22 protein-coding genes are annotated in these 25052 nt (G+C 49.2%); 4 read left to right on the top strand and 18 right to left on the bottom strand.

Features of this window, described 5'->3' with window-relative positions; all coding sequences use genetic code 11:
- Positions 1–9: 9 nt before the first annotated feature.
- Positions 10–1020, bottom strand: a complete 1011-nt coding sequence (locus ACFVU8_RS02860) for a 2-oxoacid:acceptor oxidoreductase family protein (RefSeq protein ID WP_387427178.1) — start codon at positions 1018–1020, stop codon at positions 10–12.
- 363 nt (positions 1021–1383) lie between these two features.
- Between ACFVU8_RS02860 and ACFVU8_RS02855 the strand changes: the two genes are divergently transcribed.
- Positions 1384–2727, top strand: a complete 1344-nt coding sequence (locus ACFVU8_RS02855; protein WP_387425772.1) for an amino acid permease — start codon at positions 1384–1386, stop codon at positions 2725–2727.
- Between the two features lie 251 nt (positions 2728–2978).
- Here ACFVU8_RS02855 and ACFVU8_RS02850 read toward each other — a convergent pair whose 3' ends face one another.
- The 5 genes from ACFVU8_RS02850 to miaB all read right to left on the bottom strand — a co-directional run bounded on the left by ACFVU8_RS02850 (position 2979) and on the right by miaB (position 8011).
- Positions 2979–4430 carry a nicotinate phosphoribosyltransferase gene (locus ACFVU8_RS02850; RefSeq protein ID WP_379464289.1) on the bottom strand — a complete coding sequence of 484 codons (1452 nt, stop codon included), beginning with the start codon at positions 4428–4430 and terminating at the stop codon, positions 2979–2981.
- 29 nt (positions 4431–4459) lie between these two features.
- Positions 4460–5002 carry a cysteine hydrolase family protein gene (locus ACFVU8_RS02845; RefSeq protein WP_175373339.1) on the bottom strand — a complete coding sequence of 181 codons (543 nt, stop codon included), beginning with the start codon at positions 5000–5002 and terminating at the stop codon, positions 4460–4462.
- A 44-nt stretch (positions 5003–5046) separates the two neighbouring features.
- Positions 5047–5817, bottom strand: coding sequence for an NUDIX domain-containing protein (locus tag ACFVU8_RS02840; RefSeq protein ID WP_376767051.1), 771 nt, complete (start codon positions 5815–5817; stop codon positions 5047–5049).
- A gap of 129 nt (positions 5818–5946) precedes the next feature.
- On the bottom strand, positions 5947–6363 hold the full coding sequence (locus tag ACFVU8_RS02835; RefSeq protein WP_246317325.1) for a YlbF/YmcA family competence regulator: 417 nt from the start codon (positions 6361–6363) through the stop codon (positions 5947–5949).
- Between the two features lie 61 nt (positions 6364–6424).
- Entirely contained in the window at positions 6425–8011 is a 1587-nt protein-coding gene (miaB, locus tag ACFVU8_RS02830) for a tRNA (N6-isopentenyl adenosine(37)-C2)-methylthiotransferase MiaB (protein WP_387425771.1), read from the bottom strand.
- Between the two features lie 247 nt (positions 8012–8258).
- Here miaB and ACFVU8_RS02825 point away from each other — a divergent pair, with 247 nt between their 5' ends.
- Positions 8259–9893 carry an alpha-helical endospore appendage domain-containing protein gene (locus ACFVU8_RS02825; protein ID WP_387425770.1) on the top strand — a complete coding sequence of 545 codons (1635 nt, stop codon included), beginning with the start codon at positions 8259–8261 and terminating at the stop codon, positions 9891–9893.
- Between the two features lie 165 nt (positions 9894–10058).
- Here ACFVU8_RS02825 and ACFVU8_RS02820 read toward each other — a convergent pair whose 3' ends face one another.
- The 6 genes from ACFVU8_RS02820 to rhaD all read right to left on the bottom strand — a co-directional run bounded on the left by ACFVU8_RS02820 (position 10059) and on the right by rhaD (position 14682).
- Positions 10059–10547, bottom strand: coding sequence for a hypothetical protein (locus ACFVU8_RS02820; RefSeq protein WP_387425769.1), 489 nt, complete (start codon positions 10545–10547; stop codon positions 10059–10061).
- Between the two features lie 31 nt (positions 10548–10578).
- Entirely contained in the window at positions 10579–10875 is a 297-nt protein-coding gene (locus tag ACFVU8_RS02815) for an alpha-helical endospore appendage domain-containing protein (RefSeq protein ID WP_387425768.1), read from the bottom strand.
- 32 nt (positions 10876–10907) lie between these two features.
- The gene (locus ACFVU8_RS02810; RefSeq protein ID WP_175373344.1) at positions 10908–11249 is read right to left on the bottom strand and encodes an alpha-helical endospore appendage domain-containing protein; all 342 of its coding nucleotides are present in this window, start codon (positions 11247–11249) and stop codon (positions 10908–10910) included.
- Between the two features lie 166 nt (positions 11250–11415).
- Positions 11416–12354, bottom strand: coding sequence for a GNAT family N-acetyltransferase (locus tag ACFVU8_RS02805; RefSeq protein ID WP_387425767.1), 939 nt, complete (start codon positions 12352–12354; stop codon positions 11416–11418).
- A gap of 147 nt (positions 12355–12501) precedes the next feature.
- Positions 12502–13596, bottom strand: a complete 1095-nt coding sequence (locus tag ACFVU8_RS02800; RefSeq protein WP_387425766.1) for an NADH:flavin oxidoreductase — start codon at positions 13594–13596, stop codon at positions 12502–12504.
- 240 nt (positions 13597–13836) lie between these two features.
- Positions 13837–14682, bottom strand: a complete 846-nt coding sequence (gene rhaD / locus ACFVU8_RS02795; RefSeq protein ID WP_379464297.1) for a rhamnulose-1-phosphate aldolase — start codon at positions 14680–14682, stop codon at positions 13837–13839.
- A 217-nt stretch (positions 14683–14899) separates the two neighbouring features.
- Here rhaD and ACFVU8_RS02790 point away from each other — a divergent pair, with 217 nt between their 5' ends.
- Positions 14900–15655: a DeoR/GlpR family DNA-binding transcription regulator gene (locus ACFVU8_RS02790; RefSeq protein WP_387425765.1), complete on the top strand. Its 756-nt coding sequence runs from the start codon at positions 14900–14902 to the stop codon at positions 15653–15655.
- A gap of 84 nt (positions 15656–15739) precedes the next feature.
- Here ACFVU8_RS02790 and ACFVU8_RS02785 read toward each other — a convergent pair whose 3' ends face one another.
- The 6 genes from ACFVU8_RS02785 to zwf form a co-directional block, all read right to left on the bottom strand.
- Positions 15740–16381, bottom strand: coding sequence for a class I SAM-dependent methyltransferase (locus tag ACFVU8_RS02785; protein WP_379464298.1), 642 nt, complete (start codon positions 16379–16381; stop codon positions 15740–15742).
- Positions 16382–16458: 77 nt separating this feature from the next.
- Entirely contained in the window at positions 16459–19587 is a 3129-nt protein-coding gene (locus ACFVU8_RS02780) for an efflux RND transporter permease subunit (protein ID WP_387425764.1), read from the bottom strand.
- A 66-nt stretch (positions 19588–19653) separates the two neighbouring features.
- On the bottom strand, positions 19654–21030 hold the full coding sequence (locus ACFVU8_RS02775) for a HAMP domain-containing sensor histidine kinase (protein ID WP_387425763.1): 1377 nt from the start codon (positions 21028–21030) through the stop codon (positions 19654–19656).
- Positions 21023–21706, bottom strand: coding sequence for a response regulator transcription factor (locus tag ACFVU8_RS02770; RefSeq protein WP_387425762.1), 684 nt, complete (start codon positions 21704–21706; stop codon positions 21023–21025). The genes ACFVU8_RS02775 and ACFVU8_RS02770 overlap by 8 nt, the downstream gene beginning before the upstream one ends.
- A 209-nt stretch (positions 21707–21915) precedes the next feature.
- Positions 21916–22815, bottom strand: a complete 900-nt coding sequence (gene gnd / locus ACFVU8_RS02765) for a phosphogluconate dehydrogenase (NAD(+)-dependent, decarboxylating) (protein ID WP_379464302.1) — start codon at positions 22813–22815, stop codon at positions 21916–21918.
- Positions 22816–22920: 105 nt separating this feature from the next.
- Complete coding sequence (gene zwf / locus ACFVU8_RS02760; protein WP_175371851.1) at positions 22921–24432, bottom strand: glucose-6-phosphate dehydrogenase; 1512 nt, start codon at positions 24430–24432, stop codon at positions 22921–22923.
- 197 nt (positions 24433–24629) lie between these two features.
- On the opposite strand from zwf, the gene ACFVU8_RS02755 reads away from it, so the two are divergent.
- Positions 24630–24944: a winged helix-turn-helix transcriptional regulator gene (locus ACFVU8_RS02755; RefSeq protein WP_379464303.1), complete on the top strand. Its 315-nt coding sequence runs from the start codon at positions 24630–24632 to the stop codon at positions 24942–24944.
- Positions 24945–25052 lie beyond the last annotated feature (108 nt).

Below are 25052 nucleotides of genomic sequence, written 5' to 3'. Positions count from 1 at the left end.
TCCTTCCATTTATACTTGGGTGACGAGATCCAAATGCTGACGGACCGAATGACTCTCTGCGTAACCCTCTTCCTCCCGTTCACCGGACAACGCTGTGGTCGGACAGGCCTCGACGCATTTCAGACAGCCTTTACAGTATTGATAGTCAATCCCCTGCAGGAACATTTGTGGACGTCCCTTCTTGTCCGGCAGCTCATCCCACACGAAGCATAAATCGGGACAAACCGTGTCGCACTGGGCACAGTGAATGCAGTCTTCTGCTTTAAAGTGCGGCAAATGCCCGGAACGGGAGATGCTGAGATTTTTCAAAAAAGTACTGCCAGCGCTAATGATTGTGCCACCGATGGTTTGGGTCTCGTATCCCAGGGCCGAAATGTCGGAACGGACGAACTGAGGCATCTTTGCACCTTCCGGCAGCGGGAAATGCATAAACTTCACTTCATTAAAGCCACGCTCAAACGTCATGATTGCCGAGTGAACAGCTTGCGGGTATTTTTTGCCGAGTGATTTCTCGATCACATCTTTCATAATCTCTGGGTCCAGAAAATCGCACATCCGGAACAGCGCGCCCAGCATCGCCATATTCACACGATTCTTCTCGTCCAGCGCAATGCTGGTCGCGTCCACTACAGCAATGGTACCTGCCATCATCTTCATGGATGACTTCAGCTCTTCCGGCGATTTGGCTGAGTTGACCAACACTGTGCTATGCTCATAAATTCCGCTTGTAACATTAATGGTCTTCGCCAGCGCTTCATGAAAAACACCAACGACATGGGGACGCTCCACCGGGGAAGTATCACGGATAGGCGTATTCAGATCACAAAAACGAATATGCGCTTTTACGGGAGAGCCTTTTTTCTCCGAACCATAGGATGAGAAGCTCACCCCATTCATTCCAGCCCCGACAACACCTGCTTCAGCGAGCATTTTACCCGCCAGATTCGCTCCCAGGCCCCCAATAGACTCCATACGAATCTCAAAAAAACCGAGGTCGTTTACTTTAGGTAACTGTACCACCGACATAACCCCTTTCAAGGTTCTCATAAGAATAGTATCCTTTTGACTGTTTCAAAGATTATAGCTTGATCCCATTTGCCGCGAAGTGACAAATCTTGCATTTTTCCATGGTTTGGAAATTATTATGTGAATCGTATCCTTCATTCTTACTTTAGCAACAATATTAAAAATTAAGATGTTAAATTCATCACAGAATGGATGATTAAAATCACAGTTGGGCCTCCCCAAGGAATTCTCCCGTCGTGACCATTTTCTGTTTGAGAAACCTGCCCGATCGTGTGATTTGTACTTTTCAAGGCAAGCGATTCAGGATACACTATATTCTTGTTGTAAATATTGTATAGAGGGTTGGGTGCATCGATAGTGAAGTCAAATGAAGCCGAACTACAGAAAAAATTACTGCCAAGACATATCAGCTTTATGGCTATGGGCGGTGTAATCGGCACAGGAATTTTCAAGGGGAGCTCCGAGACTATCGGAATTGCCGGGCCGGGGATTGTTTTGTCCTACGCCTTAGGAGGGCTGCTTCTGCTAGTGGTGATGGGTGCGATTGCCGAAATGGCTTCAGTCTACCCGAACAGAAATATGAAGGATTTTATCCGCGAGGCGTTTGGAGAACGACTTTCTTTTATCGTGGGCTGGATGTACTGCTTCATGTGGCTGACGGTCTGCGTCATTGAGATACTGGCTGCAGGAAGCTTCCTGCAATATTGGCTCCCCGATGTACCGCTCTGGCTGCTCAGTCTGGCAAGCGGTGCTTTGATTATTGGTATTAACACGATGAGCGTCGGCGGGTATGGCGAAGCAGAGTTCTGGCTGGCCGGCATCAAAATCGCAATGATCTTTATCTTCATTATTCTTGGAGCCGCGCTGATTTTCGGACTTCTCCCTTTGGCAGAAGGTGCTCCTTATCTGCGTAACTTTACGGATTATGGCGGATTTCTGCCGAATGGCTGGACCTCGATTTTCTCCGCATTACTGGTCGTTATGTTCGCCTACGGCGGTTCTGAGCTGATCGGACTGACATTAACTGAGACGAAGGATGCAGAAAAAGTACTGCCCAAGGTGGTCAAAAACCTCATTCTGCGCGTGGTCCTGTTTTACACCCTGCCGATCCTGGTGATCTGCGGCCTTATGCCATGGAATCAGCTGAATGATCAGACAAGTCCTTTTGTGCAGGTGCTGGCCTCCACAGGTCTGAAAGGCTCCGCCCATGTGATGAACTTTATCCTGATCACAGCCGTACTGTCGGCGGCCAATTCAGGAATTTACGGAGCGACCCGGATGCTGCATTCCATGGCTTCCCAAGGAGAAGCACCGAAAGCTCTGGCGCGTACCACCTCACGAGGCGTACCGCTGAACAGCCTGAAGCTCTGCGCCGCTGTACTTGGAATCGGTTCGATGCTGGCTTATTTTGCACAGGACAGGGTATTCGCCTTGCTGATGGCCGTTCCAGGCTTTGTGGTGCTATTGGTATGGATCTCGATCACTCTAGCCCAGCTCAAGCTACGCAGAAGATATCCTCAGGAGCCTAGCTTTAAAGTATGGGGCTTCCCATATATCACTACCCTGACGGTTACCTGCCTGATAGTGATTGCGAGCATGTTTCTGTTTGATACGAAGAATCGCATCAGCATCGGCACATGCCTGGCGTTCCTGCTGTTCTTGATCGTCTGGTCTTTCGTGAAATTTAGAAAAAGAAACTAGACTGCGAGTGTAGCAACAACAGAGCAGCGACTATCCCTTGTTGGAAGAATCGCTGCTTTTTGTGTTTGTTTTTTCAACTGACGAGTGCCTCCTGCACGATTTCTTTGGCAGCTTCCAACGACACTCGCTCCGATAATCACAATTATCTCAACAACTGGAAAAGGGGCCGTCCCTAAGCCATATAAATGGCTACCTGGACAACCCCTTGTTTATTGCAGCATTAAATAGGCTGCTGTTCAATTATAAGTACCCTATTCCATATCCGCCTGCATATGCTCGGCGATCAACTGCTGCTTGCGGCTCCATACCTGCTGGCTGAGATTTACCCGATAGACTTCGGGGTTCAGCTTGCGCAGATATTCAGGCCAGAACAGATCCAGCTGTTCCCGGTGATACCGGCGGATTTCTTCCAGATCGGGCAGCTTATATACCTGAAAGCCGTTGACAAAGATCGGCTCCAGCATTGGGAGCGCCTCATAGCGATCCACATGTTTCTTCATATAAGGATGCAGCGGATTGAACAGCTTCAGACGCGCTCCATTCCGCGGAATTTCCTCTTCAGGGAAGCTGATATAATCGGCCAATGCTTTACCGTTCGCCCCGATAATCCGGAACACGTCCTTCTTGCCCGGTGTGGAGACCTTCTCGGGATTGGAGGAGATTTTGATCGTCGGGATCATCTCTCCGCTCGCCGATTCGATCTCCACCAGCTTGTAAACCCCGCCCAGTGAAGGCTGGTCGGAAGCTGTAATCAGTTGAGTACCGACACCCCAGGTATCAATCGCCGCACCTTGGGACTTCAAGTTCATGATCGTATTCTCATCGAGATCATTGGAAGCGACAATCTTCACATACGGCAAACCGGCATCATCCAGCATTTTGCGGGCTTGCCGGGATAGATATGCCAAGTCACCGCTGTCCAGACGAATAGCGTTCATCCGTTTGCCCTGAGATTCCAGCATCTTGGCCGTATTTATAGCATTTGGCACCCCGCTGCGCAAGGTATCGAACGTATCTACCAGCAGTGTAACTCCGTCAGGCATGACCTTTGCATAAGCATCGAAGGCCTCCTGCTCGCTGCCAAAGCTCTGCACCCAGGAATGGGCATGCGTCCCCTTCGTGGGAATGCCGAACAGCTTGCCGGCCAGCATATTAGAGGTAGCATCGAAGCCCGCGACATAGGCAGCCCGTGCCCCCCATACCGCAGCATCTGCTTCCTGAGCCCGCCGTGTGCCGAATTCTAGCAAAATATCGTTAGGAGCAACCTGCTTGATACGTGATGCCTTAGTGGCGATTAGCGTCTGGTAGTTCATGAAGTTCAATATGGCCGTTTCAACCAGTTGAGTCTCCATGATCGTCCCTTCGACCCGAAGCAGCGGCTCGTCAGGAAAGACAAGCGCCCCTTCTTTCATCGAATGGATCGTGCCCTGAAAGTGAAATTGCAGCAGCTCTTCCAAAAAGGCGGGCGCGTAGTTCTCCTCCTGCTCCGACAGATAACGAATATCTTCCTCCGTAAAGCGCAATCCGGCGATATAGCCGACAATGCGCTCCAGCCCTGCAAATACGGCAAAGCCGTTTCCAAACGGCAGCTTGCGGAAATAGGCTTCGAATACCGCTTTGCGCTTATGACTTCCGTTGACCCAGTGGGCGTACATCATATTGATCTGGTACTTATCCGTATGAAGAGCAAGTTCTCTTCTCAAATCCTCATCTCCTAGTCTCGCTGCTGTTCTTATTCTCCGTTGACTACCTTTGCCCCGAGACTTCCTGTAAAGTGGCCCAGCGCCCAGGCATGGCCTGCTGCATTGAAGCTGGCGACCCCGTCCTCGTGCACAACAATCTTAAAGCCTTTATTATACGCATCTACCGCGGTATGCAATACACAGATATCCGTGCATACCCCAATCAAATGCAGTTCAGTAATTCCGCGTTCACGGAGCTTATGCTCCAGATTCGTGCCACTGAATGAACTATAACGTGTTTTGTCCATCCAATAGATAGACTCCTTGTTGTCCTCATACACCTGTTTTAGCGTGCCATACAACTCACGTCCGTAGCTGCCACGCAGATTATGCGGTGGAAACAGCTTGGTCTCGGGATGATACTCATCATTCTCGTCGTGAAGATCCACAGCCATAACGACATAGTCGCCGTTCTTTACAAAGTCTTCTGTTATTTGACTGATTCTAGGCGCAATATCGATTGCTGGCTGACCTACTGGCAGACTACCATCCACAAAATCATTCGTGAAATCAATCACGATTAATCCCCTCATGAGTATTACCTCCTTGTTTGTTGTAAGACACCGTTACTTCAGGATCAGGTATAGATGGACAACAACGGCTCATGGTCAGTGAACATATACAATTGGGCCGGACGCTGTGAATATTGATTGGAACTCAGCGGATTGCCCTCTTCATCCCGAACCTCCTGGAGAATTCCTTGGCGGCTACGGGTTGATGTTATTTTACGGATAAAATTGGGCTCCTTGAACTCAGGCACCACAGTCTGAATGACCTGATACAGTTCACTCAGTGTGAAATGCCGCGGCAGAAACTGTCTTGCAATTGTGGTCTGCAGCATCTGCTGCTGAATCCGCAAGTAAGCATCCGTAATAATGTCATGGTGGTCAAAAGCCAGTTCCAGCTCTTCCAATGCTTCCTGCAGTGTGAAAAGTCCTACTTCGCCGGCATCGTCGGAGGCTTGTCTTTGCTCCAGCATCCACTCCTCCACCAAAGCGAAGAAGGCATGGCTGATGATCCAGCCGCGTGGATCACGGCCCGGTGTGCTGTACACGCCTAAGTACTCCAGATGTCCGCCGTCAACGCCCGTCTCTTCCTTGAGCTCGCGTGTTGCAGCCGCGTATATAGATTCATCCTCCTGGCAGAAGCCGCCCGGTAGCGCCCACATCCCGGCGCACGGCCACTTTTTCCGCCTAATCAGCATGACTTTTAATTCACGTAGGGGAAGGGTCTTCGTCACGGTCTTCCGCTCGCGCTTCGTCAATGTAAACATCACAATGTCGGCCGGAACACCGTCCGGAGTGCGGTATTTTTTGGCGTTATAGGTTTGTTCCCCGTTCTCGCTCACGATATATCCATCCTTTGCCGCAGCTTTTTTGCTGTTCGTATCTTTTAATGTACCAAACCTTCAGTTCGAAAAGCAATGCTTCATATCAAAAACGGGACGGATTCTCATCCGCCCCGTGTCTGCTGTCCTTTAATCTCCGCAGGTGGACGGAGGCGCTTCAGTGCCCGCTTCCACATTGATTTTCTCCGAGACGGTGTCCCGGATGACCGAAATGACTAGCTGAAGCAGGTAATTGATATCGCTTTGGCTCTGCTGAAACTCGTTCACCACCGGGATGCCATCAATCTCATCCTGAAGAGTTGCAATTTCCGCTTCAATCTTCGCTACCATCTCTTTATTCCGAAAGCTCTCGAAGGCCACAATTTCCTTCTGCTTCTTCTTGATCTGTGCAATCAATCCTTGTACGCGCTCATGATTCTGGATCTTCTTCTCGGCCTGTTGGAAATGCTGTACTTCCTCACTGGTCGAAATCAATGAAGCGAGTTCCTTGGCCTTGCCCATAATATCTTCGCGTACGATTAAATCACGGGTATCATAAGTCGGCATCCCGTAGTTGTTCAAACGTCCTTGCTCCTGACTCACTGGCAATCGCTCCATTTCTATATAATTAATTGACGGCCATAGCCTCCGCCACACAATCTCCTTTGATATACCAGGTCTTGGTATCGGTAATACGTACTTGCACAAAGGTGCCTATGAGCTCCTGAGATCCTTCAAAATGCACCAGTTTATTACTGCGAGTACGCCCTGATAGCACGTTAGCATTGTTCTTGCTCTCGCCCTCTACCAGCACTTCGACCACTTCGCCCAGCATGCGATCATTGCTGATACGGCTGTTCTCTTTAATGAGAGCATTCAGTCGTTGCAAGCGCTCGCTCTTAACCTCCATCGGTACATTGTCCTCCATGGCGGCGGCCGGCGTCCCTTCACGCGGAGAATAAATGAAGGTATAAGCCATATCATAACCTACCTCGCGCACGAGGGACAGGGTTTCTTCGAATTGTTCATCGGTTTCACCCGGGAAACCAACGATAATATCGGTAGTCAGCACGGCACCCGGTACGGCAGTCTTAATCTTGCGGACCAGCTCCAGATAGACTTCTCGGGAATATTTGCGGCTCATTTTCTTCAGCACCGCCGTGCTTCCTGATTGCACCGGCAGATGGATATGCTCCGTGAGGTTACCGCCTTTGCCCAGCACTTCAACCAGTTTGTCATCGAAATCACGCGGATGAGAGGTCATGAAGCGAATGCGCGGGATATCAATACGTCGCATGTCGTCCATGAGGTCGCCGAAGGTGTAGTCGATATCAGTAAAATCCTTCCCGTATGCGTTCACATTTTGTCCCAGCAGGGTCACTTCCTTGAAGCCTTGACGGGCCAGATCCCGCACTTCGGCAATTACATCCTCTGGACGACGGCTACGCTCCTTACCGCGGGTATACGGCACAATGCAATAGGTGCAGAACTTGTCGCAGCCATACATAATGTTCACCCAGGCACGCATGCCTTCGCGTTTCTTGGGCAGGTTCTCGATAATATCGCCTTCTTTGGACCATACCTCGATAACCAGCTCTTTGCTGAATACCGCTTCCTTAATCAGATGCGGCAGACGATGGATATTATGCGTTCCAAAAATCATATCTACAAAGCCATGCTTGGACATAATCCGGTTAACTACGCCTTCCTCCTGTGACATACAACCACAGACACCCAGCAGAAGATCAGGATTCTCGGTCTTCAGATGCTTGAGATGACCAAGTTCCCCGAAGACCTTGTCTTCGGCGTTCTCACGAATGGCACAGGTATTCAATAGAATCAAATCCGCTTTCGTGCGGTCCTCAATACTACGGTAGCCCATCTGCTCCAGCATACCCTTCATCGTTTCGGTATCATGCTCGTTCATTTGGCAGCCGTAGGTCGTTATATGATAGAACTTGCCCACACCGAAGCCGGACATTTCTTCTGGAATCGCAAATTCATAATGAACCTCGATCTCTTCCTTGCCGCGGCGTTTGCCTTCCTTGTAATCAGGCTGGCTGTTGATCTGTACATTTCTGCCCTTAATACGGTAGGTGGTTTTGCCATCTTCCTCACTGATGAGCTTGGCATCGCTAAAATCAAAGTATTTGGAATAATCCTTGACACTCTTGCCGGAGGTTAAGTCCGGTGAGGGTTGACTCCCCTTAGTCATCTTGTCACGTCCTTTATTTAATGAAGCTTCTTCATAAAGAATGGGTAGATTGCCATAATTCTTTGCTAATAAAAAATTATATCACAAGGAAGTAGTTCATTCCATCCATGCCCCTATTCCCTTTCTATAAAAACCAGTTAATAGAATTAATGTACTAATTTTGGTTATTTTGCCCATTTCCACTATTTAGTAAGCAACATAGTATGTATGGTGTACAAATTAAAAAACTCAGAGGTGATCTGAATACATGTCTCAGCCTAATATTCCAAATATAACTCCTAACGTGACTCTCACTAGAGACGATGCCGTGAACCTGATTTTATCTTCTATAGCTATGGAAGAACTGGGGATGAGCCACATTCTGAATGCTGAAGGTGAAAAGCTTCAGTATGTGCTCGGAACCCTGCCTGGCCTGACAGGGCCGCCAGCAACCATTGCCGATTTGCTATCTGTTAACCAAAGCGTTCGATCCACACTGGACAGTACAGCGCGCAACCAGATGTTCCTCCAGTCCAAGATGGAAGGAATATTGCAGGCTCCTACTCTTGTAGGACCAACCGGACCGGCTGGACCCACAGGGCCTGCTGGAGGTCCAGTTGGACCCACTGGTTCTGCCGGGCCTACTGGCGCTACCGGACCTGCGGGGCCTACGGGGGCAACTGGACTTGTAGGGCCTACGGGTGCTACGGGCCCGATCGGAGCTGGCTTAAGCGGCATTGTTCCTTTTGACCCATTCCTTGCACCTGGCTATATTCTTAATCAGGTTGTTTCCTACAACGGCAGCACATACATCGTCAACACGGTACCGCCTGTAGGCACACCGGGTACTTCCCCAGACTATACTCTGATCGCTGCCGCCGGCGCAACGGGCGCAACTGGACTACAGGGACCTACGGGTGCAACTGGACCGACAGGCGCTACTGGCCCAACTGGACCTGTAGGGGCTACAGGTGTGGGACTCACGGGCGTAGTAACCTATAATGCCGCGCTCGCTCCAGGGTATCCTGTGGGCCAGGTAGTTAGCTACAACGGCAGCACCTTTATTGTTAACAATGCTCCGCCAGTAGGTCTGCCCGGTGCATCAGCAGACTATACACTGCTTGCCGCACGTGGAGCTACAGGCAGCGCAGGCGCTGTAGGAGCCACCGGTGCTACCGGACCTACAGGTCTTACTGGACCTACGGGTCCGACAGGTGTAGGTTTGACCGGGATCGTCACATACAACGCCGCACTTGCTCCAGGATATCCTGTGGGCCAGGTCGTCACTTACAACGGTGGCACTTATATCGTCACAAGTGCTCCACCAGTGGGTACACCGGACGTCTCCCCTGACTACATCCAGTTAGCAGCACGTGGAGCTACCGGTGTTGCTGGACCCATTGGTCCTTCAGGGCCTACTGGCCCGACCGGAACCTTAGGAGCCACAGGTAATATTGGACCAACAGGACCCATTGGTTTAACAGGACCTACCGGTGCTACTGGCACTAGCGTAACATCCAACTACGCATTTGCTCAAAATGCTTCAGGAACGATCGCTGTGCTTCTGGGCTCAGGTAATGCCACGTTCCCGGATAACCAAAACATTCCGGCAGGCATCACCATCAACGGTGCAAATGACACCTTAACGATCACTAATGCGGGTAGCTATTTCATTAGCTACCGAATCAATATGACGGCTTCTCTGCTAACTTCATCCCGCATATTGTTGAACGGTTCCCCTGTTGCAGCCACAGCTACAGCCTCCGTTGCCACCACCGTTCTGGCGGCCGAAACAATCACTAACGTTCCTGCCGGGGCCACTATTCAGCTCAATGTAACCTCTACACTCTCGGTCGGCCTGCAGGCACCAGGTGCCACGTTGACCATCATTCGCCTCGTCTAAAAGATTACGACAAGAATACTCCCAGATAGTTATAGCTCTGGGGGTATTCTTTTTGATTGCAGACAAAAGTTCACAGCTCCTCACCAGAACCAAGGCTCTAAATTCGCTAAAATTGAAGAAAGGCTGTCCACAGTCGAAGATTCGCTCTGTAAACAGCTTTCGCTTTTATTCATTAAGTTCACTTCTCATTTCTTGCGGCCACTCCCAGTTCTTCCATTTGGGGAACAGCTCCTGATTCAGGAAAGGCATCGGCAACTTACGATCTCTGAGCTTGTTCCTTAGCGCCATCTCTTGACTATAGGAGCCGCTATAATAATATCCGATCTGACGAAGCTCTTCCTGTACTGCTAGACGGTGAAAGGTATTGCTAAATGGAAACTCTAGGATGCTTTTGTTCAATATTGCAAGCCATGCCGGAAAGACCTGTGCCAGTGTAGCGTCACGGTTGGCATTTCCGGAAGATGAGGTTCGCTCGATCCGGCAGGAAAAACCGGTCATTTCGGCAATACGGGAGAGTAAAGCAACCCATTGCCCTTCCAGCTCATCACTGTTCTGGCCTGTACATACTCCCCTCGTTTCCCAGACCATCATCCGGGCAAGGGAATCGGTTAACTTATCAATGGCCTCGATATAACTGGAATCGGAATTTGGCATCACCTGTGCCCCTGCCACTTGGATATCGACATCAGGACAGCACCTCCTCAAGTGCCTTGACCTGATGCAGGGACTGTTCCTTCCTCAGCATCATCCAGCTCATCATACAAAAAGAATCCACCGTCCGCAGAAGAGAGTCATTGTAGAGAATGATCTCAGCGGTTTCAACTTCCGTACGGCGTCTCCGCTCATTCATGAAATGACTCACTTCATCCGCCAGCGCCGACATCAGAGCAGCAAGTGCTTCTTTTTCACTATCCAAAGCTTCCTGCTGGCTGCTAACAGCTTTCCCGTATGTAGTTGCGTCATCAACTATTCTCGTTCTCACGCTGCAAGTCTCCTTTCTTTGACGGGACAATACTATTCTTCCTCTTCCTCTTCTTCAATTTCACACTCCTCCTCTGTGAGGGAGAGTCTGTAGCTTCGTTCGAGCTTCAAAACATCGCTTAATTTGAACTGCAGCAGGATCTGATTTGCCACAATTCCGCGAAGCATATGTTCCACGCTATCATTGACCCGTAGCGCATCATCCAGGGTGAGACAGATGTCTTTCAGCATGTGCTGTATTTTCTCAGCTTCCGCATTAATAATATGGGAAAATCCAATCTCCTCAAGTGCGATAGAGGTTAGCAGCAGGTTGATGACATCTTTGCGGTTGAGGATGATGTTCGGTTTGATATCCGGAATATTGGGCATTGACATAATGTAATCACAACCTTGCGTTCCATTTTTATACATTCACTTATACCTTATGGTATGCACAAAAACCCAGAAAGTCACTTTATTGTCCAGTCAGATAAATATAAAAAAGGTGTCCACCAGTGAAAAAACTGCGAACACCTTCTGCTTATACTCATTCCGTTTCAGTCTACTCCAGATCCAGACAGAATCGAATCTCCTCTTGCATTGCGGTAAAGCCCAGCGACTCATACAATTTCAGTGCGGAGGGGTTGCTGGTTAACACCATCAACCGGACCGAGGACAATCCGTGGGACCCGGAATACTTCATCGCTTGCGTCAGCAAATATTTGGCCACTCCCCGCTTTCGCCACGGCTCGCGTACAAACACATCTTCAATGTATCCGTAATTATCCTCACGCCACACCATCAGACTGGCTATGATGGTCTCCCCTTCACGGACCACCAGCGCCGTCCACAGATCATTACGCTTGTATTCAGCTAATCTGTTGCTGCCTAGTGGCGTATCGGGCCATATCTCGGCCTCCAGCGTCAAATAATCCTCTTCCTCCTGTACTGTCGCCATCTGCCAGTGCTTCATTTCCAGCCTTGCCGGCAGCGTCAATTCGGGCAGCGGAAATCCCAAATCGCGGTTCATGCTGAACAGGCTGTTCAGATGGCGAAAGCTGTGCCGTTCTTTGAAAAATTGATTATTGGCTACCTCTCCGTAATCATTACCCACACACAAGAGCGTCGAGAATCCGGAAGGCAGCGTCTCCTTCAGTTCCAGTGCTCTGGCATACAGCTGCATGTAGAGATGATCCAACAATTCAAAATCATGTTCCCATTCCGGCACAGCCTTAAGGTTCATGTAGATCGAATGGCGCGCTTCTGACAGACTTCCGGGCGGCACCATGTTAATTATGCTCACCTGTCCCTTGGCAATCATCACACCTTGCTTGAACGCACAGAACACATTGCCCCAATTCGCCGGATCCCCAACCCACCAGAAGACAGCATGTTCCCTTGCCGTTACAGAGCGGAACAATCCTTCCAGCAGCGGCATATCTGCTTCCTGAAAATTACGGATCTCAACATCATACAAACGATCGGTAAATAAATGACTCAAATAAGTAGCTCCTTTGCCAGTCATGATAAATGTATAAATTCATCATAAACCACACTGACCTGTGCAGAAGTATAATCTTTATTTAAAACCAAATATTACCTGAAAGTTGCTGAAATAATCGACGCTTAGGCCGCGTACAACGGTTTATTAATACAAGGTGCTAGTTGATTGCTGAGTGTATGGGAGAATCTCATCTGTTCTGCCTTCTTGCACCTTATTCGCCCAGGCTGGATCACTAATTAGCGCTCTACCCACAGCGACAAGATCAAACTCCTCTCGCTCCAGGCGTTCCAGCAGACGCTCCAGATTATCCTCATCACTCTTCTCCTTATCCGGGATCAGGAAGTCACTGTCGAGACCTACAGAACCTACCGTGATGGTCGGCTTGCCTGTGATTTTCTTCGTCCATCCTGCCAGGTTCAGTTCAGAGCCTTCGAACTCTGGCAGCCAGAAACGGCGTGTCGAGCAGTGGAAAATATCAACACCAGCCTGTACCAGCGGGGCCAGGAAGCGCTCAAGCTCCTCTGGCGTTTCCACCAGTTTGGCAGAATAATTGCCCGCTTTCCACTGCGAGAAGCGCAGCACAATTGGGAAAGCCGGGCCCACTGCGCGGCGGCAAGCCTCAATAACCTCTACCGCAAACGTTGTGCGGCCTACTAGATCGCCGCCGTAGCGGTCGGTGCGCTTGTTGGTCCGCTCCCAGAAGAATTGGTCGATCAAATAGCCGTGTGCCCCGTGTAGCTCAATCCCGTCAAAGCCAGCTGCCTTGGCGTCAGCAGCAGCTTGAGCGTAAGCGGCTACCAAACCTTCGATCTCAGCTGTGGTTAGCGGCTCTGTAACCTGCTCTCCGGCCAAGTTAAGGCCTGAGGGGCCAACCGGCAAAGCCTCAGGGTTCGGCAGCGCGCCAATCTTGCGTTCCAACCCGACATGCCAGAGCTGCGGGATGATCTTGCCGCCAGCTGCATGGACTTCAGCAGCAACCTTTGCCCAACCCTTAAGTGCTGCTTCCCCATGGAAATTGGGAATGCGCGGACTGCTGACAGCTGACGGATGATTTATCGCCGTTCCTTCAGTAACGATCAGACCGACTCCGCCCTCTGCCCGCCGACGGTAGTAAGCCGCAACATCATCACCTGGAATTCCGTCCGGCGAGAACGCTCTGGTCATCGGTGCCATTACAATTCGGTTAGCCAGCTTCAGGTTGCCTGCTGTAACAGGCTCAAACAATAATTTAGTAGTCATGAGTAACCTCCATATTTTAATATAATTACTTTTTGTAAGCATATTATCGCGCGATTTAGAACAAATTGCAAATTATCCGTTATAACCTACCGAATTACTAAGGGAATTCAAAGGGAATGCTCAAATCAAAAGCCGGGCAACGCAGCTTCCCTCTGCAGATGCCCGGCTTTGCCGGATAACTTATTTTATCGTAAAAGTCCTGGTTTCATTCTATTGGAACGGGAAGATCTGTCTTCGATTCTAAACGTTCAGAATCCCTGGTTTCGGCACTTGGCCGAAAGCTTTGGCAAGATCAGCCAGCTGCTGATCGGTAATTCTCTGCCTGATTTCCCTGCCACCGATGAGGTTGTACACCGCTGCGGCTTTTTCAACCGTTTCAATCAATCCAAAGGCCGTATCCATTGTTGATCCTGTGCCGAATATGCCATGGTGCGGCCAGATGACAACGCGGTGATCCTTCATTTTCTTCGCCGTTTCACGTCCGATTTCGCTGCTGCCTGGTACCATCCAAGGAATAACACTCACACCGTCAGGGAACACAACAATACATTCGGTACACATTTCCCATAAAGTCTTAGTGAATTTACGTTCATCCAGATCATGAGTGAAAGTCATGGCAATCACATTCGTCGCATGGGTGTGAAGGACGACACGGTGACTCGGGTCGACCTTTAACCTTTCGATATGGCTCATGAAATGCGAGGCCAATTCACTGGTCGGCATAGCCTCATCCCGCAGCCCCCATAGAATTTCGACACTGTTGCCATCCGTACTTACACGCAATACGCCAAGACAGGCTTCCGGGTCCTTGATTACATTTCGGAAGAATTTCCCCGAGCCGGTCACGATAAAATAACGACCTGCCAGCTCCTGTACCGGAAAGGTCAGCGGAATGGTGCGCAAGGGCTCGACGATATTGATATATTTTCCAACTTCTTCTTCATCCAGCAGGTAGCTGATATTCCCGCCGTTCAGCTCATCCCAGCCGAGCTTCCACATATGATGGGTAATCTCTGTCATTTCATTGATAAATGGAGCTTCGGCACTAGCAATATATCCGTTATTTCTAATCATAGATGTGCTCATCGCTTGTTTCTCTCCTTCTTCGTCCTTTAATGATTTAATCGTATGTGCACGATTCTTCATTGTCAACAAATTAAATATTAATTGTGTTGTTTATATTTGTTTTAAGTGATTTTCAGGCAATTCATGCCGTAATTAGCATGTTATTCTTCTTCGTTTGTTGCAAAACACAGAATATCCCCCTATCATAAATAACTATACTGTTGAAAAGGTGATTATTATGCTGGCAGCCGAACGACGCAAAAAAATCATTGATCTCGTCCATCAGGACAAGCGTGTCCTGGTCTCGGATTTAAGCCGAATGTTTGAGGTCACGGAAGAGACAATCCGCAGGGATCTGGAGAAGTTGGAGAAAGACGGTATCGTGAGCCGCACTTATGGGGGCGCGATGCTGAACCGTCATACGAATGAAGATTTGCCTTTTGTCACCCGGAATGCCCTGAACACAGAAATCAAGCGAAGCATCGCTCTGAAGGCACTCGATCTTATTAACGACGGCGACACGCTGATGGTAGATCCCAGTTCTACCGCCTTTGAATTTCTGAAACTCCTCGAGACGAAAAGCAATCTGACCATCATTACGAATTCGGTTAATATTCTGCATGATTTCGCTAATTCGGGAATGAATATTATCTCCACCGGAGGATCACTACGTTATCGCTCCCTCTCACTGGTCGGTCCGGTCGCTCACGACACCATCCAGCGCTACAATGTGGATACAGCTGTAATCAGCTGCAAAGCCATCGATCTTGACAAAGGTGTTACCGACTCTAACGAACCGGAATGCGAGCTGAAGAAATACATGCTGCGCCAGGCCGACAAAGTTGTTTTGCTTGCGGATCACACCAAATTTGACAAAACCGCCTTCTCGAAGCTCATCGAGTTAAGTAACATCGACTATCTGATCACAGACCGCAGACCATCGGAAGTATGGCTGGAACGTCTATCCAGAGATAATATCGAACTGCTGTATTAGTATTTAAAAGAAGGGCCGTCTCCCCTGCGGGATACGGCCCTTCTCTGACATTGCACTCTACTTAGTCTTCTATTCAACTAACAGTCATCTTTCAAGCAGCACCCGGGAGTCCTTGGCAGCAACCACTGAAAGCCACGGGACTTTTTTTTCGCTGTCTGCATTCGCCTTTTTACGGCAGACATAGACTACCGCCGGTGGGAAATTCAGCGGAACGAACATCGATCTCTGGATGTCGAAGAATGGCTTCAGGTCTTTTTGTATCTGCTTAAAATAATAACTGAAGACCACGAACATCCCCTCATCCTTCAGGGAAGCGGAAATTTGTGACAGCAATTGCATCCGCTTCTCGCTGCCCATACTCCAGAACGGAAGACCGCTCACAATGCAATCCAGCTTCTCCAGCTTACCGTTATGCAACGCCAGCCGCAGCCGGGAGCTGTCCGGATAAAATCGGTAGTCAGGAAACCGCAGTTTCAATCGGCGGCGGAGTTCCGGATCTTTCTCGAACAAAAGAACTTGCATAGGCTGCTGTGCCGACGGCAGATGCCGGGTAACCGCGCCTGTGCCTGCTCCAAGCTCTGCCAGAGAGTTTACCTGCTCCCAAGGAATGGGCTCAAGCAGCGCTTGCGCCAACCTGCGCGAACTGGGAACAATATTCCCTGTCGATAAAGGGGCCTGCAGGAACTTATACAGAAACAACAATCGCTCTTTGAGTCCTCTTAACATATGCCGCCTCCTCTCTATGCATCTTTTTATTAAGTATTACCCTTTGGCTAGATAACATATCTTTTGGTTAATTTCGGTTAAAAATTCTCAACTTCTCTGACCTTCCGCTTCTTCCACACAATCTCGTAGAGGACCGGAACCACAATCAGCGTAAGCAAGGTTGAAGTGAACAAACCGCCGATCACTGTCACTGCCAGGCCGCCAGAGATCAGACTCGTGGAGGAACCGGACAATGCCAGCGGCAACAGGGCCAGCATTGTCGCCAGTGCGGTCATCAGGATCGGTCTAAGCCGTGTTTTGCAAGCCTCGACAATGGCTTCCGTGATCGGCTGGCCACTCTTACGATTCTTCTCCACACGGTCAAGCAGAACGACTGCATTCGTCACAACAATACCGACCAGCATCAGCATGCCTATCATTCCGCTCATGGACAAGGCCTGCCCTGTAACCAGCAATGCCCCCAGAGAACCGACCGGAATGAAGATCAGGGAGGACAGGATAATCAGCGGAGTAACTACGCCGCCGAAGGTGATGCTCATGACCAGAAATACAAGTCCAACCGCTGCCGCCATTGCAATCCCAAGATTCGTAAAGCCCTCCTGCATCATCGCCATACCGCCGCCATAGCTGACTTCAACACCATCAGGCAGGGACAGGGCTGAAATATCCTTCTGCACCTCACGGGTGACGACTGAAGTGTTGTCTCCTTTGACGGTCCCTGAAACTTTGGCATAGGTTTTGCCATCGTTATGATTGACAGTAACCAAAGCATCGCGGACAGAGATATCAGCTACATCGCCTAAAGTACGAATTCCGCCTGCCGTAGGTACTGGTATGCTCTTCAATTCCTCCAGTGAGGTAATCTGCTGACGATAGGACAGTGTAACTGTCTGTTCCTTATTGTCCAGTGTATAACTCCCTGCATGGACAGGCTTGAGTTGCTCTGATACTGCCTGCATGAGCACATAAGGACTGACTTTCTCATCTATTCCTTGTTGATTAAGGGTAAGCTCCCATTTCGGAGTAACCTCGTTCATATTGTTCGTAACATCCTTGAGATTGCTGTTTTGCCCCATCAGGTCTTCTATTTGCTTAGAGGCCTTGGACAAATCATCCATATTGTCTGAATAGAGGCTGACATCAATATTGTTACCGCTAGGCAGACCCTGCTGCTCGCCTGCCTTGACTGTCACTGTCGTACCGGGAATGACATTCTCTACTAGCGCCGGCAGGTCAGCCTTGGCTTTGTCAATGACAGCTTCCATGTCAATATCCTTCGTAAACTGTGCTGTCACTGTTGCCCGGTTAGCCGTACTGCCTGAGGATCGCATCGGATTATCTGCTGAGCCGCCAACAGCGACCTGGTAATTCGTCACTCCGTTAAGATCTTTGACATAGCTCTCTACTTTTTTGCTGACCTGATCGCCCTGCTCTGTGCCACTTCCGGCTGGAAGCGTCAGCTGAATGGAAGCCGTTGGCACGGAATCTGCCGGCAGGAACGCAACCCCCAGCAATGGAATAGAGCTCAGCGAGCCAGCAAGGAGTACCAGTGATAGTATCATAACCAGCCATTTGCGTTTCAGTGCAGCATTAATCAGTCGCTCGTATACGCCCGTAAGTCTGCTTTCGCTCTTATGGGGTTTTACCTTTTTGAAGAAAGAAGCACCTAGCACTGGAATAAGCATCACGGCGACCAGAAGACTCGCCACAATAGAGATTACGACAGCGAGAGAAAACGGGCGGAAGAACTCACCAATCACGCCATTGACGAAACCAAGCGGTGCAAATACTACGACTGTGGCAATCGTCGAGGACAGTACTGGACTGATTACTTCCTTGGTCGCCCGGTAGGTCAAGTCCTTGCTCTTAAGTGAAGTACCTTTCTCTTGACGCCATCTATAAATATTCTCAATGACCACTATACTATCATCGACGATACGGCCGATGGATACGGCAATCCCACCCAGCGTCATAATATTCAGGGTATATCCCATTTGGTTCATCACTGCGATTGTGGCGAAAATAGAGATTGGCAGTGACAGAATGGAGATTAGTGTTGCCCTTACATTACGCAGGAACAGGAAGATAATGATGATACAGAATAAAGCCCCATACAATCCTTCTCTAATCAATGAATTAACCGATTCCTTGATTTCCTCTCCCTGGTTCGAAATCACATGAGCTTCTATATGATCGTTCTTGTAGGAATCCAGCAAGCTTTGAACCGCATCCCCTACATCAGCTGTATTAGCATCCTGGGTCTTGACCACTTCCAATACAAAGCTCGGTTCCCCGTTGTAACGTGTAATTTCATCGACTTGCGCAGAACTGGTTACTGTTGCAATATCGGAGAGTTTGATCGCAGGAGGCGGCGTGGCCACCTGAGCACCTCCGGCGGCGCCTCTCGTTTGTTGCCCAGCTCCGCCAGAAGAACCAGGCGCAGCTGCGACGCCCCCGCCTACTCCGCCGGCTGGGCCGAGCGGCAAATCCTTGATTTGCTGCAGGGTAGTCGCCGAGCCTGAGAGCCGGATCGGAATTGTGGTTTCACCCTCGTTTACATTTCCTAGCGGCAAAGCATAATTTAAGCCCTGAAGGGCTGTCTGGATAGAACTCAGCGAGATCCCCAGTCTGGAAGCCTTCTCCTTGTCGACGACAATTTGCAGTTGGTCCGAGGCTGCTCCCTTCAGTGTCACCGAGCTGACCCCTTCAAGCTTCTGCAAGGCGGGAACGACATCGTCCTCTAGCTTTCTGGTTAATTCTCCAGAGTCTTTGCCTGTAGAAAAAATTGCCGCCTGGTAGATTGGCATAGCACCAGCCGAAAGGCGCTGCACACTTACCTTAGCATTCTCCGGAAGCTTCAATTTTGCCACCGAGGCCTCAATATCTGTAGACAATTTGTCCATATCGGAACCGAATGGAAACTGGATCGAGATGCTGGACGCATTCTCTGTAGAAGTACTGGTTAAGGAATCATACCCGGCAAAGTTCTTCAGGCTGTCCTCAATTGGCTTTGTAACTCCTGTCTCCATTTCCTCTGTGGATGCCCCAGGATTAATTGCCTGGATAAATACCGCAGGGAATTCGATATCTGGGAAAGTCTGTTGCTTGATCTGTGTCGCTGAATATACGCCATAGCCCATAATAAGGGCAAACAAGATCAGCACAGCCACTGAATTTTTTAAACTGATTTTACTCAAAAAGTTCATTCCTCTTCTCCTCCTCTATCTGACCACAGTATAAAGCCCGAATTTGTCCTCAATGTGAACTGAGGATTACAATTCGGGCTTGTAGTAGAATTGGGGGAGTTGAACAGAGACAGTCGTTCCTTTTCCCGGAGTGCTGGCGACTTCAATCTGACCCTTATGCAGGTCGACAATTCGCTTGACGATGGATAACCCGAGGCCGCTGCCGCCAACTTTTCGTTCTCTGGATTTATCCACTTTATAGAAAGGTTTAAAAATATGATGGAGTTCCTCCTCAGGAATTCCTGATCCGGTGTCAGCAATCTCCACCAATACCTGTTCTCCACTTAAAGATACTTTAATGTCAATAGTTCCACCGTTGTTCGTATGCTTGATGCTATTGCTTAACAAATTACTCCATATTTGACTCAACCGGTCTTCATCCGCTTCGATAGTTACAGGAAGTACATCCAGATTGACTGTCATCTCCTTGGTGGACCACTGAGGTTCCAGAGCAATCACCACTTGACGAAGCTGCTCATCCAGTGAGAATTTCCCTGGGGACAGCTGCATATGCTCGTATTCCAGCGTCGATAGCTGCAGTAAATCACCACTCAGCCTGGACAGACGGTCGCTCTCTGCCTCAATGATATCGAGCAGCCGCATGCGTGTTTGTTCATCAAGCTGCTTGTATTTAAGCGCCTGTGTGAACCCCTTAATCGATGTCAGCGGAGATTGAATTTCATGGGATACATCCGAGACGAACCGCTTGCGGCTTTCCTCCAGCGTTCCCAGTTCCTTCGCCATCACATTAAAGCTCTGAGTCAGTTGGCCGATTTCATCACCACGCTTGGTGCTGAGACTGACGCTGAAATCGCCTTTGGCCATTCTTCGGGTCGCACGGGTCAACCGCCGTAGCGGCTGAACGATGTACCTGGCAGCGATCAGAATGAACAAACTGCCGAAGCCCAGAATAAAGAGCAGTTGGGTTTTCAGGAAACCGCCGATCATGCTCACCAGTTCATTGACCTCCGGTGTGATGAACAATGCGCCGGGAGAGCCATTCACAGTCAATGGAAGACCAACTGTCATTCCACCCTCACCTTTATTTATACCACTGCGAAAAACGCCCCCGTGCAGGACCTCCGATACATGGGCTGCTTCCAGCTCCAACTGCCTTTGTTGAACTTCACTGCTCACATACAGCAACTTCCCCTTGCTATCGTACATATGTACAGCATAGCCTGGGAGGGAGGATACCCCTGTCATCAGGTAATCCAGATCTCCTCCCTCAGCCTGCTCGTAAGCCTTGATCATCATTTTTCCGCTGGATATCATGTGATCCTGTAGTGCCTTCTTGATTTGTCCTATATATATGTGATTTATCAACAGCGATGCCGTGAAAATACTAAGGATAACAGCCCCCAGAAAGGTCAGGACCACACGTACATACAGCGACTTAATCATGCAGAACCTCCAGCCGGTAACCTACTCCTCGAAGTGTAACAATCCGGAAATCACCGCTGTGTGGCTGGAACCGGTCCCGCAGCCGTTTAATATGTGTATCTACGGTTCGTTCATCGCCAAAATACTCATAGCCCCAAATCTGGCGGATTAGCATATCGCGTGTGAAGATTTGACCAGGGTAACTTGCCAGCTTCCACAGTACCTCAAATTCCTTAAGCGGCAACGTAGTCAATTGACCGGTATCGTCATGCAGAACATGATAACCTCTCTTGTCTAACGTAACGCCTCCCAGCTTAATGGTATGGGATGTGGAAATGCCGTATCGCTTCAGCAGCGCCTTGACCCGCATGACCATCTCCATCGGATCAAATGGCTTAACGAGATAGTCGTCGGTGCCAAGGCGAAAGCCCTTGATTTTGTCGGCAGGCTCGCCTTTAGCTGTGATCATCAGGACCGGTCTGTCTCCGGCCTCACGAATCCGTCTGCACAATTCCCATCCGTCCATACCGGGCATCATAATATCTATAATTACGAGATCAACATCATGTTTCTCATAATAGCTCCAGGCGTCCGCGCCATTGCTTGCCTCTACAATTTCCATACCCTCATCCTTCAGAAAAAGGCTAACCAGCTCCCGAATATGCGCTTCATCATCCGCCACCAAAATTGTTGTCACGCTGTACCACACCTCATCCAGTTGTTTTCCCTGACAATTATCACTTTAGTATATCGGCCTAATTTGTACTGAAAGTGAACAGAACATTACAACCCAACGCACACTTGGATTTTACATGGAGTAAGGTCGTCATTATTCCTGAAAGGGCGGCTGAAATGAAAAGCATCCGCGGATTGTGGACAAAGATACCCGTTAGAGGAATCGCCAGTTTATTTATCCTGGGATTCCACGGCATGACCACCGAACTCATTGCGCAGTGCCGCAACTACTTTACCGGTAAAGGTATCGGTCTCCAGCGAACGGTAGCGCATCAGCAGCGACATGGCGATAACCGGCGTAGCCGCCTGAAGATCAAAGGCAGTTTCCAGCGTCCACCGGCCTTCACCGGAGGAATGCATCACACCTTTAATCTCTTCCAGCTTAGCATCCTTGGAAAAGGCTCGTTCCACCAGCTCCATCAGCCAGGAACGGATGACGGAGCCATTGTTCCATACCCGGGCCACCTGTTCGAAGTTGAAATCATACCCGCTTTTCTCCAGAACCTCGAAGCCTTCCCCGATGGCAGCCATCATCCCGTATTCAATCCCGTTATGCACCATCTTCAGGAAATGCCCGCTGCCGGATTTACCCGCATAGAGATATCCGTTCTCCACGGAAGTATCCCGGAACAGCGGCTCGACAATCGCCCAAGCTTCAGGATCACCACCAATCATGTAACAGGCGCCGTTCCGCGCACCTTCCATCCCGCCCGAAGTACCGGCATCCATGAAGCTAATGCCATGTTGGCGCAGGGCCTCATAACGGCTAATGGACTGCTTGTAATGAGAGTTTCCTGCTTCAATGATGATATCACCTTGTGATAAGAGCGGAGTCAGCTCAGCGATCACATTGTCCACGACCGGATGGGGAACCATGATCCAGAGAATGCGCGGCTGCTCTAATTTCCCCACAAGTTCTGCCAGACTTGCTGCACCTTCCGCACCGTTCTTGATCATCTCTTCCACAGCTGGTGTATTCAGGTCAAATGCTGCCACCTCATGTCCGTGTTCCAGCAGATTCAGTCCAAGGTTAAAGCCCATTTTTCCAAGTCCAATTAATCCTACTTTCATCTAAATTCCCTCCTGTGTATGATCATGTATGGTCCAAATACTTCCTTTTAAAGGTGTATAGAAAAAGAATATCCAGAGGCCGAGGCCCCTGGATGCATTTAGAAATTACAGAACACCTGCCGGTACGGATTGAATCTCTTGAGCCTCCGGTTCCTCATTCTCGTCCAGCCACCAGTGGTCATCGCCAAGAAGTTCAGCTGCCGCAGCAGGACCGTGAGAGCCAGCAGCATAGCTGTGCAACGGAAGAACTCCTGCTTCCATCGCTTCTTGGATCGGCTGAACCCATTGCCAGGACAGCTCAACTTCATCCCAATGTGCAAAGAAGGTCGAGTCGCCGCGCAGGGCATCATAGATGAGGTTCTCGTAAGATTCCGGAATTTCCGGGTTACCGAGCTGATAATTGATGCGGACAGGTTCCAGCTTGCCGGTACGAAGCGGATCTTTAGTGTTGAGCTGCAGAGTAATCGCTTCATTCGGACTGATATCAATAATCAGCAGGTTAGGGTCAGTGTTCCCTTTATTCAGATTGTTATAATCATTAAGTGGTTCTTTGAATTCAATGACAATTCGCGTGGACTTCTCTTTCATCCGCTTCCCGGTCCGAATATAGATCGGAACTTCATTCCACATCGGATCTTCAATCCAAAGGCGGGCAGCAATGTAGGTCTCGTTCCGCGAGCTGGAGTCGATTCCCGGTTCGTCCAAATAGCCTGGCACTGGATTGCCCTTAATTTCTCCGGCTGCATATTGTCCCAGCACGACATCACGTGTAAGATCGTCTTTTATCAACGGGCGGAGCGATTCCATTACATACCGCTTCTTGTTGCTGACATCTTCTGGTGTGCTGCCTTTAGGAAGCTGCATGGCTGTCATCATCAACAACTGGAGCATATGATTCTGGAACATATCCCGCAGCGCGCCGGACTTGTCGTAGTAACCAGCACGTTCCTCTACCCCAACTGTTTCGCTCGCTGTAATTTGCACATTGGCGATATAACGGTTTTTCCAAAGCGCTCTAAGCACTGGATTGGAATATTTGAGCACTTCCAGATTCTGCACCATTGGCTTGCCCAGGAAGTGGTCAATACGGAAGATTTCTTCTTCTTTGAACGCAGCCGAAAGGCTCTCATTCAGCACTCTCGCCGACGCCAGATCCGTACCGAACGGTTTCTCAATCACCAGGCGCTTCCAGCCTTTCGTGGAACCAAGACCGCTGGAATTGATGTTGGCTGCAATTTCACCGAAGAATTCAGGACCGACAGACAGGTAGAACATTCGGTTCTCAGGAATCCCCAGATCTTCTTCTCTAGCCTTGACATGTCCCAGCAGCTTCACATAGTCTTCCGGACGACCCACGTCCAGCACCGTATATTCAAACGCCTGGATGAAAGTCCGCAATTTTTCGGAATCTTCCGCCGGTTTTCTGGAGAAGGTTTGAAGGGAATTCAGCACCTGCGCCTGAAACGCTTCATTCGACAGTTCCCGTCTGCCGAGTCCGATTACAGATAAAGGTGTCGATATTTTACCATCTAAGAACAGGTTATATAAAGCGGGATAAATTTTCCGTTTTGCCAAATCTCCGGTAGCGCCAAATAGCACAAAAGTTGATGATTCCACTTTAATTCCTCCTGTTGTTAATATATATTTATGAGGTTACTATTAATTACTTCTTAACTTTTATATCACACATCATACGACGATAATGTCCATTCGTCAACATCATTTCGACATTTACAGAAGTTATTCATTTCACTATACTGTGTTATAGTAAGAAAGATATTAATGATAACCACAAAAAAGGATGAAGCCTAATTATGAAAGAACCTCCCAAGCCATTACATGCCAAAGTCGAAAGTGCTTACCATATCATCGGGAAAAAATGGGTGAACCTGATCGTCCATGTACTCATGGAAGGACCGAAACGGTTCAACGAGCTGAACGCCATTATTCCCGTCCTCAGCAAACGCATGCTGAATGAACGACTGAAGGAGCTTGAAGAATACGATATTCTAAAGCGCCACGTCATTCCAGAACGGCCTGTCCGCACAGAATATACGTTGACCGAGAAAGGGAAAGAACTCGGCGATGCTTTATTTCATGTTGAAGCGTGGGGAATGAAGTGGTTTTAAGAACAGCCACCTCTCTTTGCCTGAGCATAGTTTGCTTCGCATATCAACTAAGTATAACTCAAACGCAGCTTTGAGCAAAACTTAACAACGCCTAAGAGCATATCTAAG

It is taken from the genome of Paenibacillus sp. NPDC058177 (assembly GCF_042883835.1).
Classification (GTDB): Bacteria; Bacillota; Bacilli; order Paenibacillales; family Paenibacillaceae; genus Paenibacillus_AQ; species Paenibacillus_AQ agri.
The sequence above is the reverse complement of the archived record's forward strand: the minus strand, read 5'-3'. Positions and strand labels throughout refer to the sequence as shown.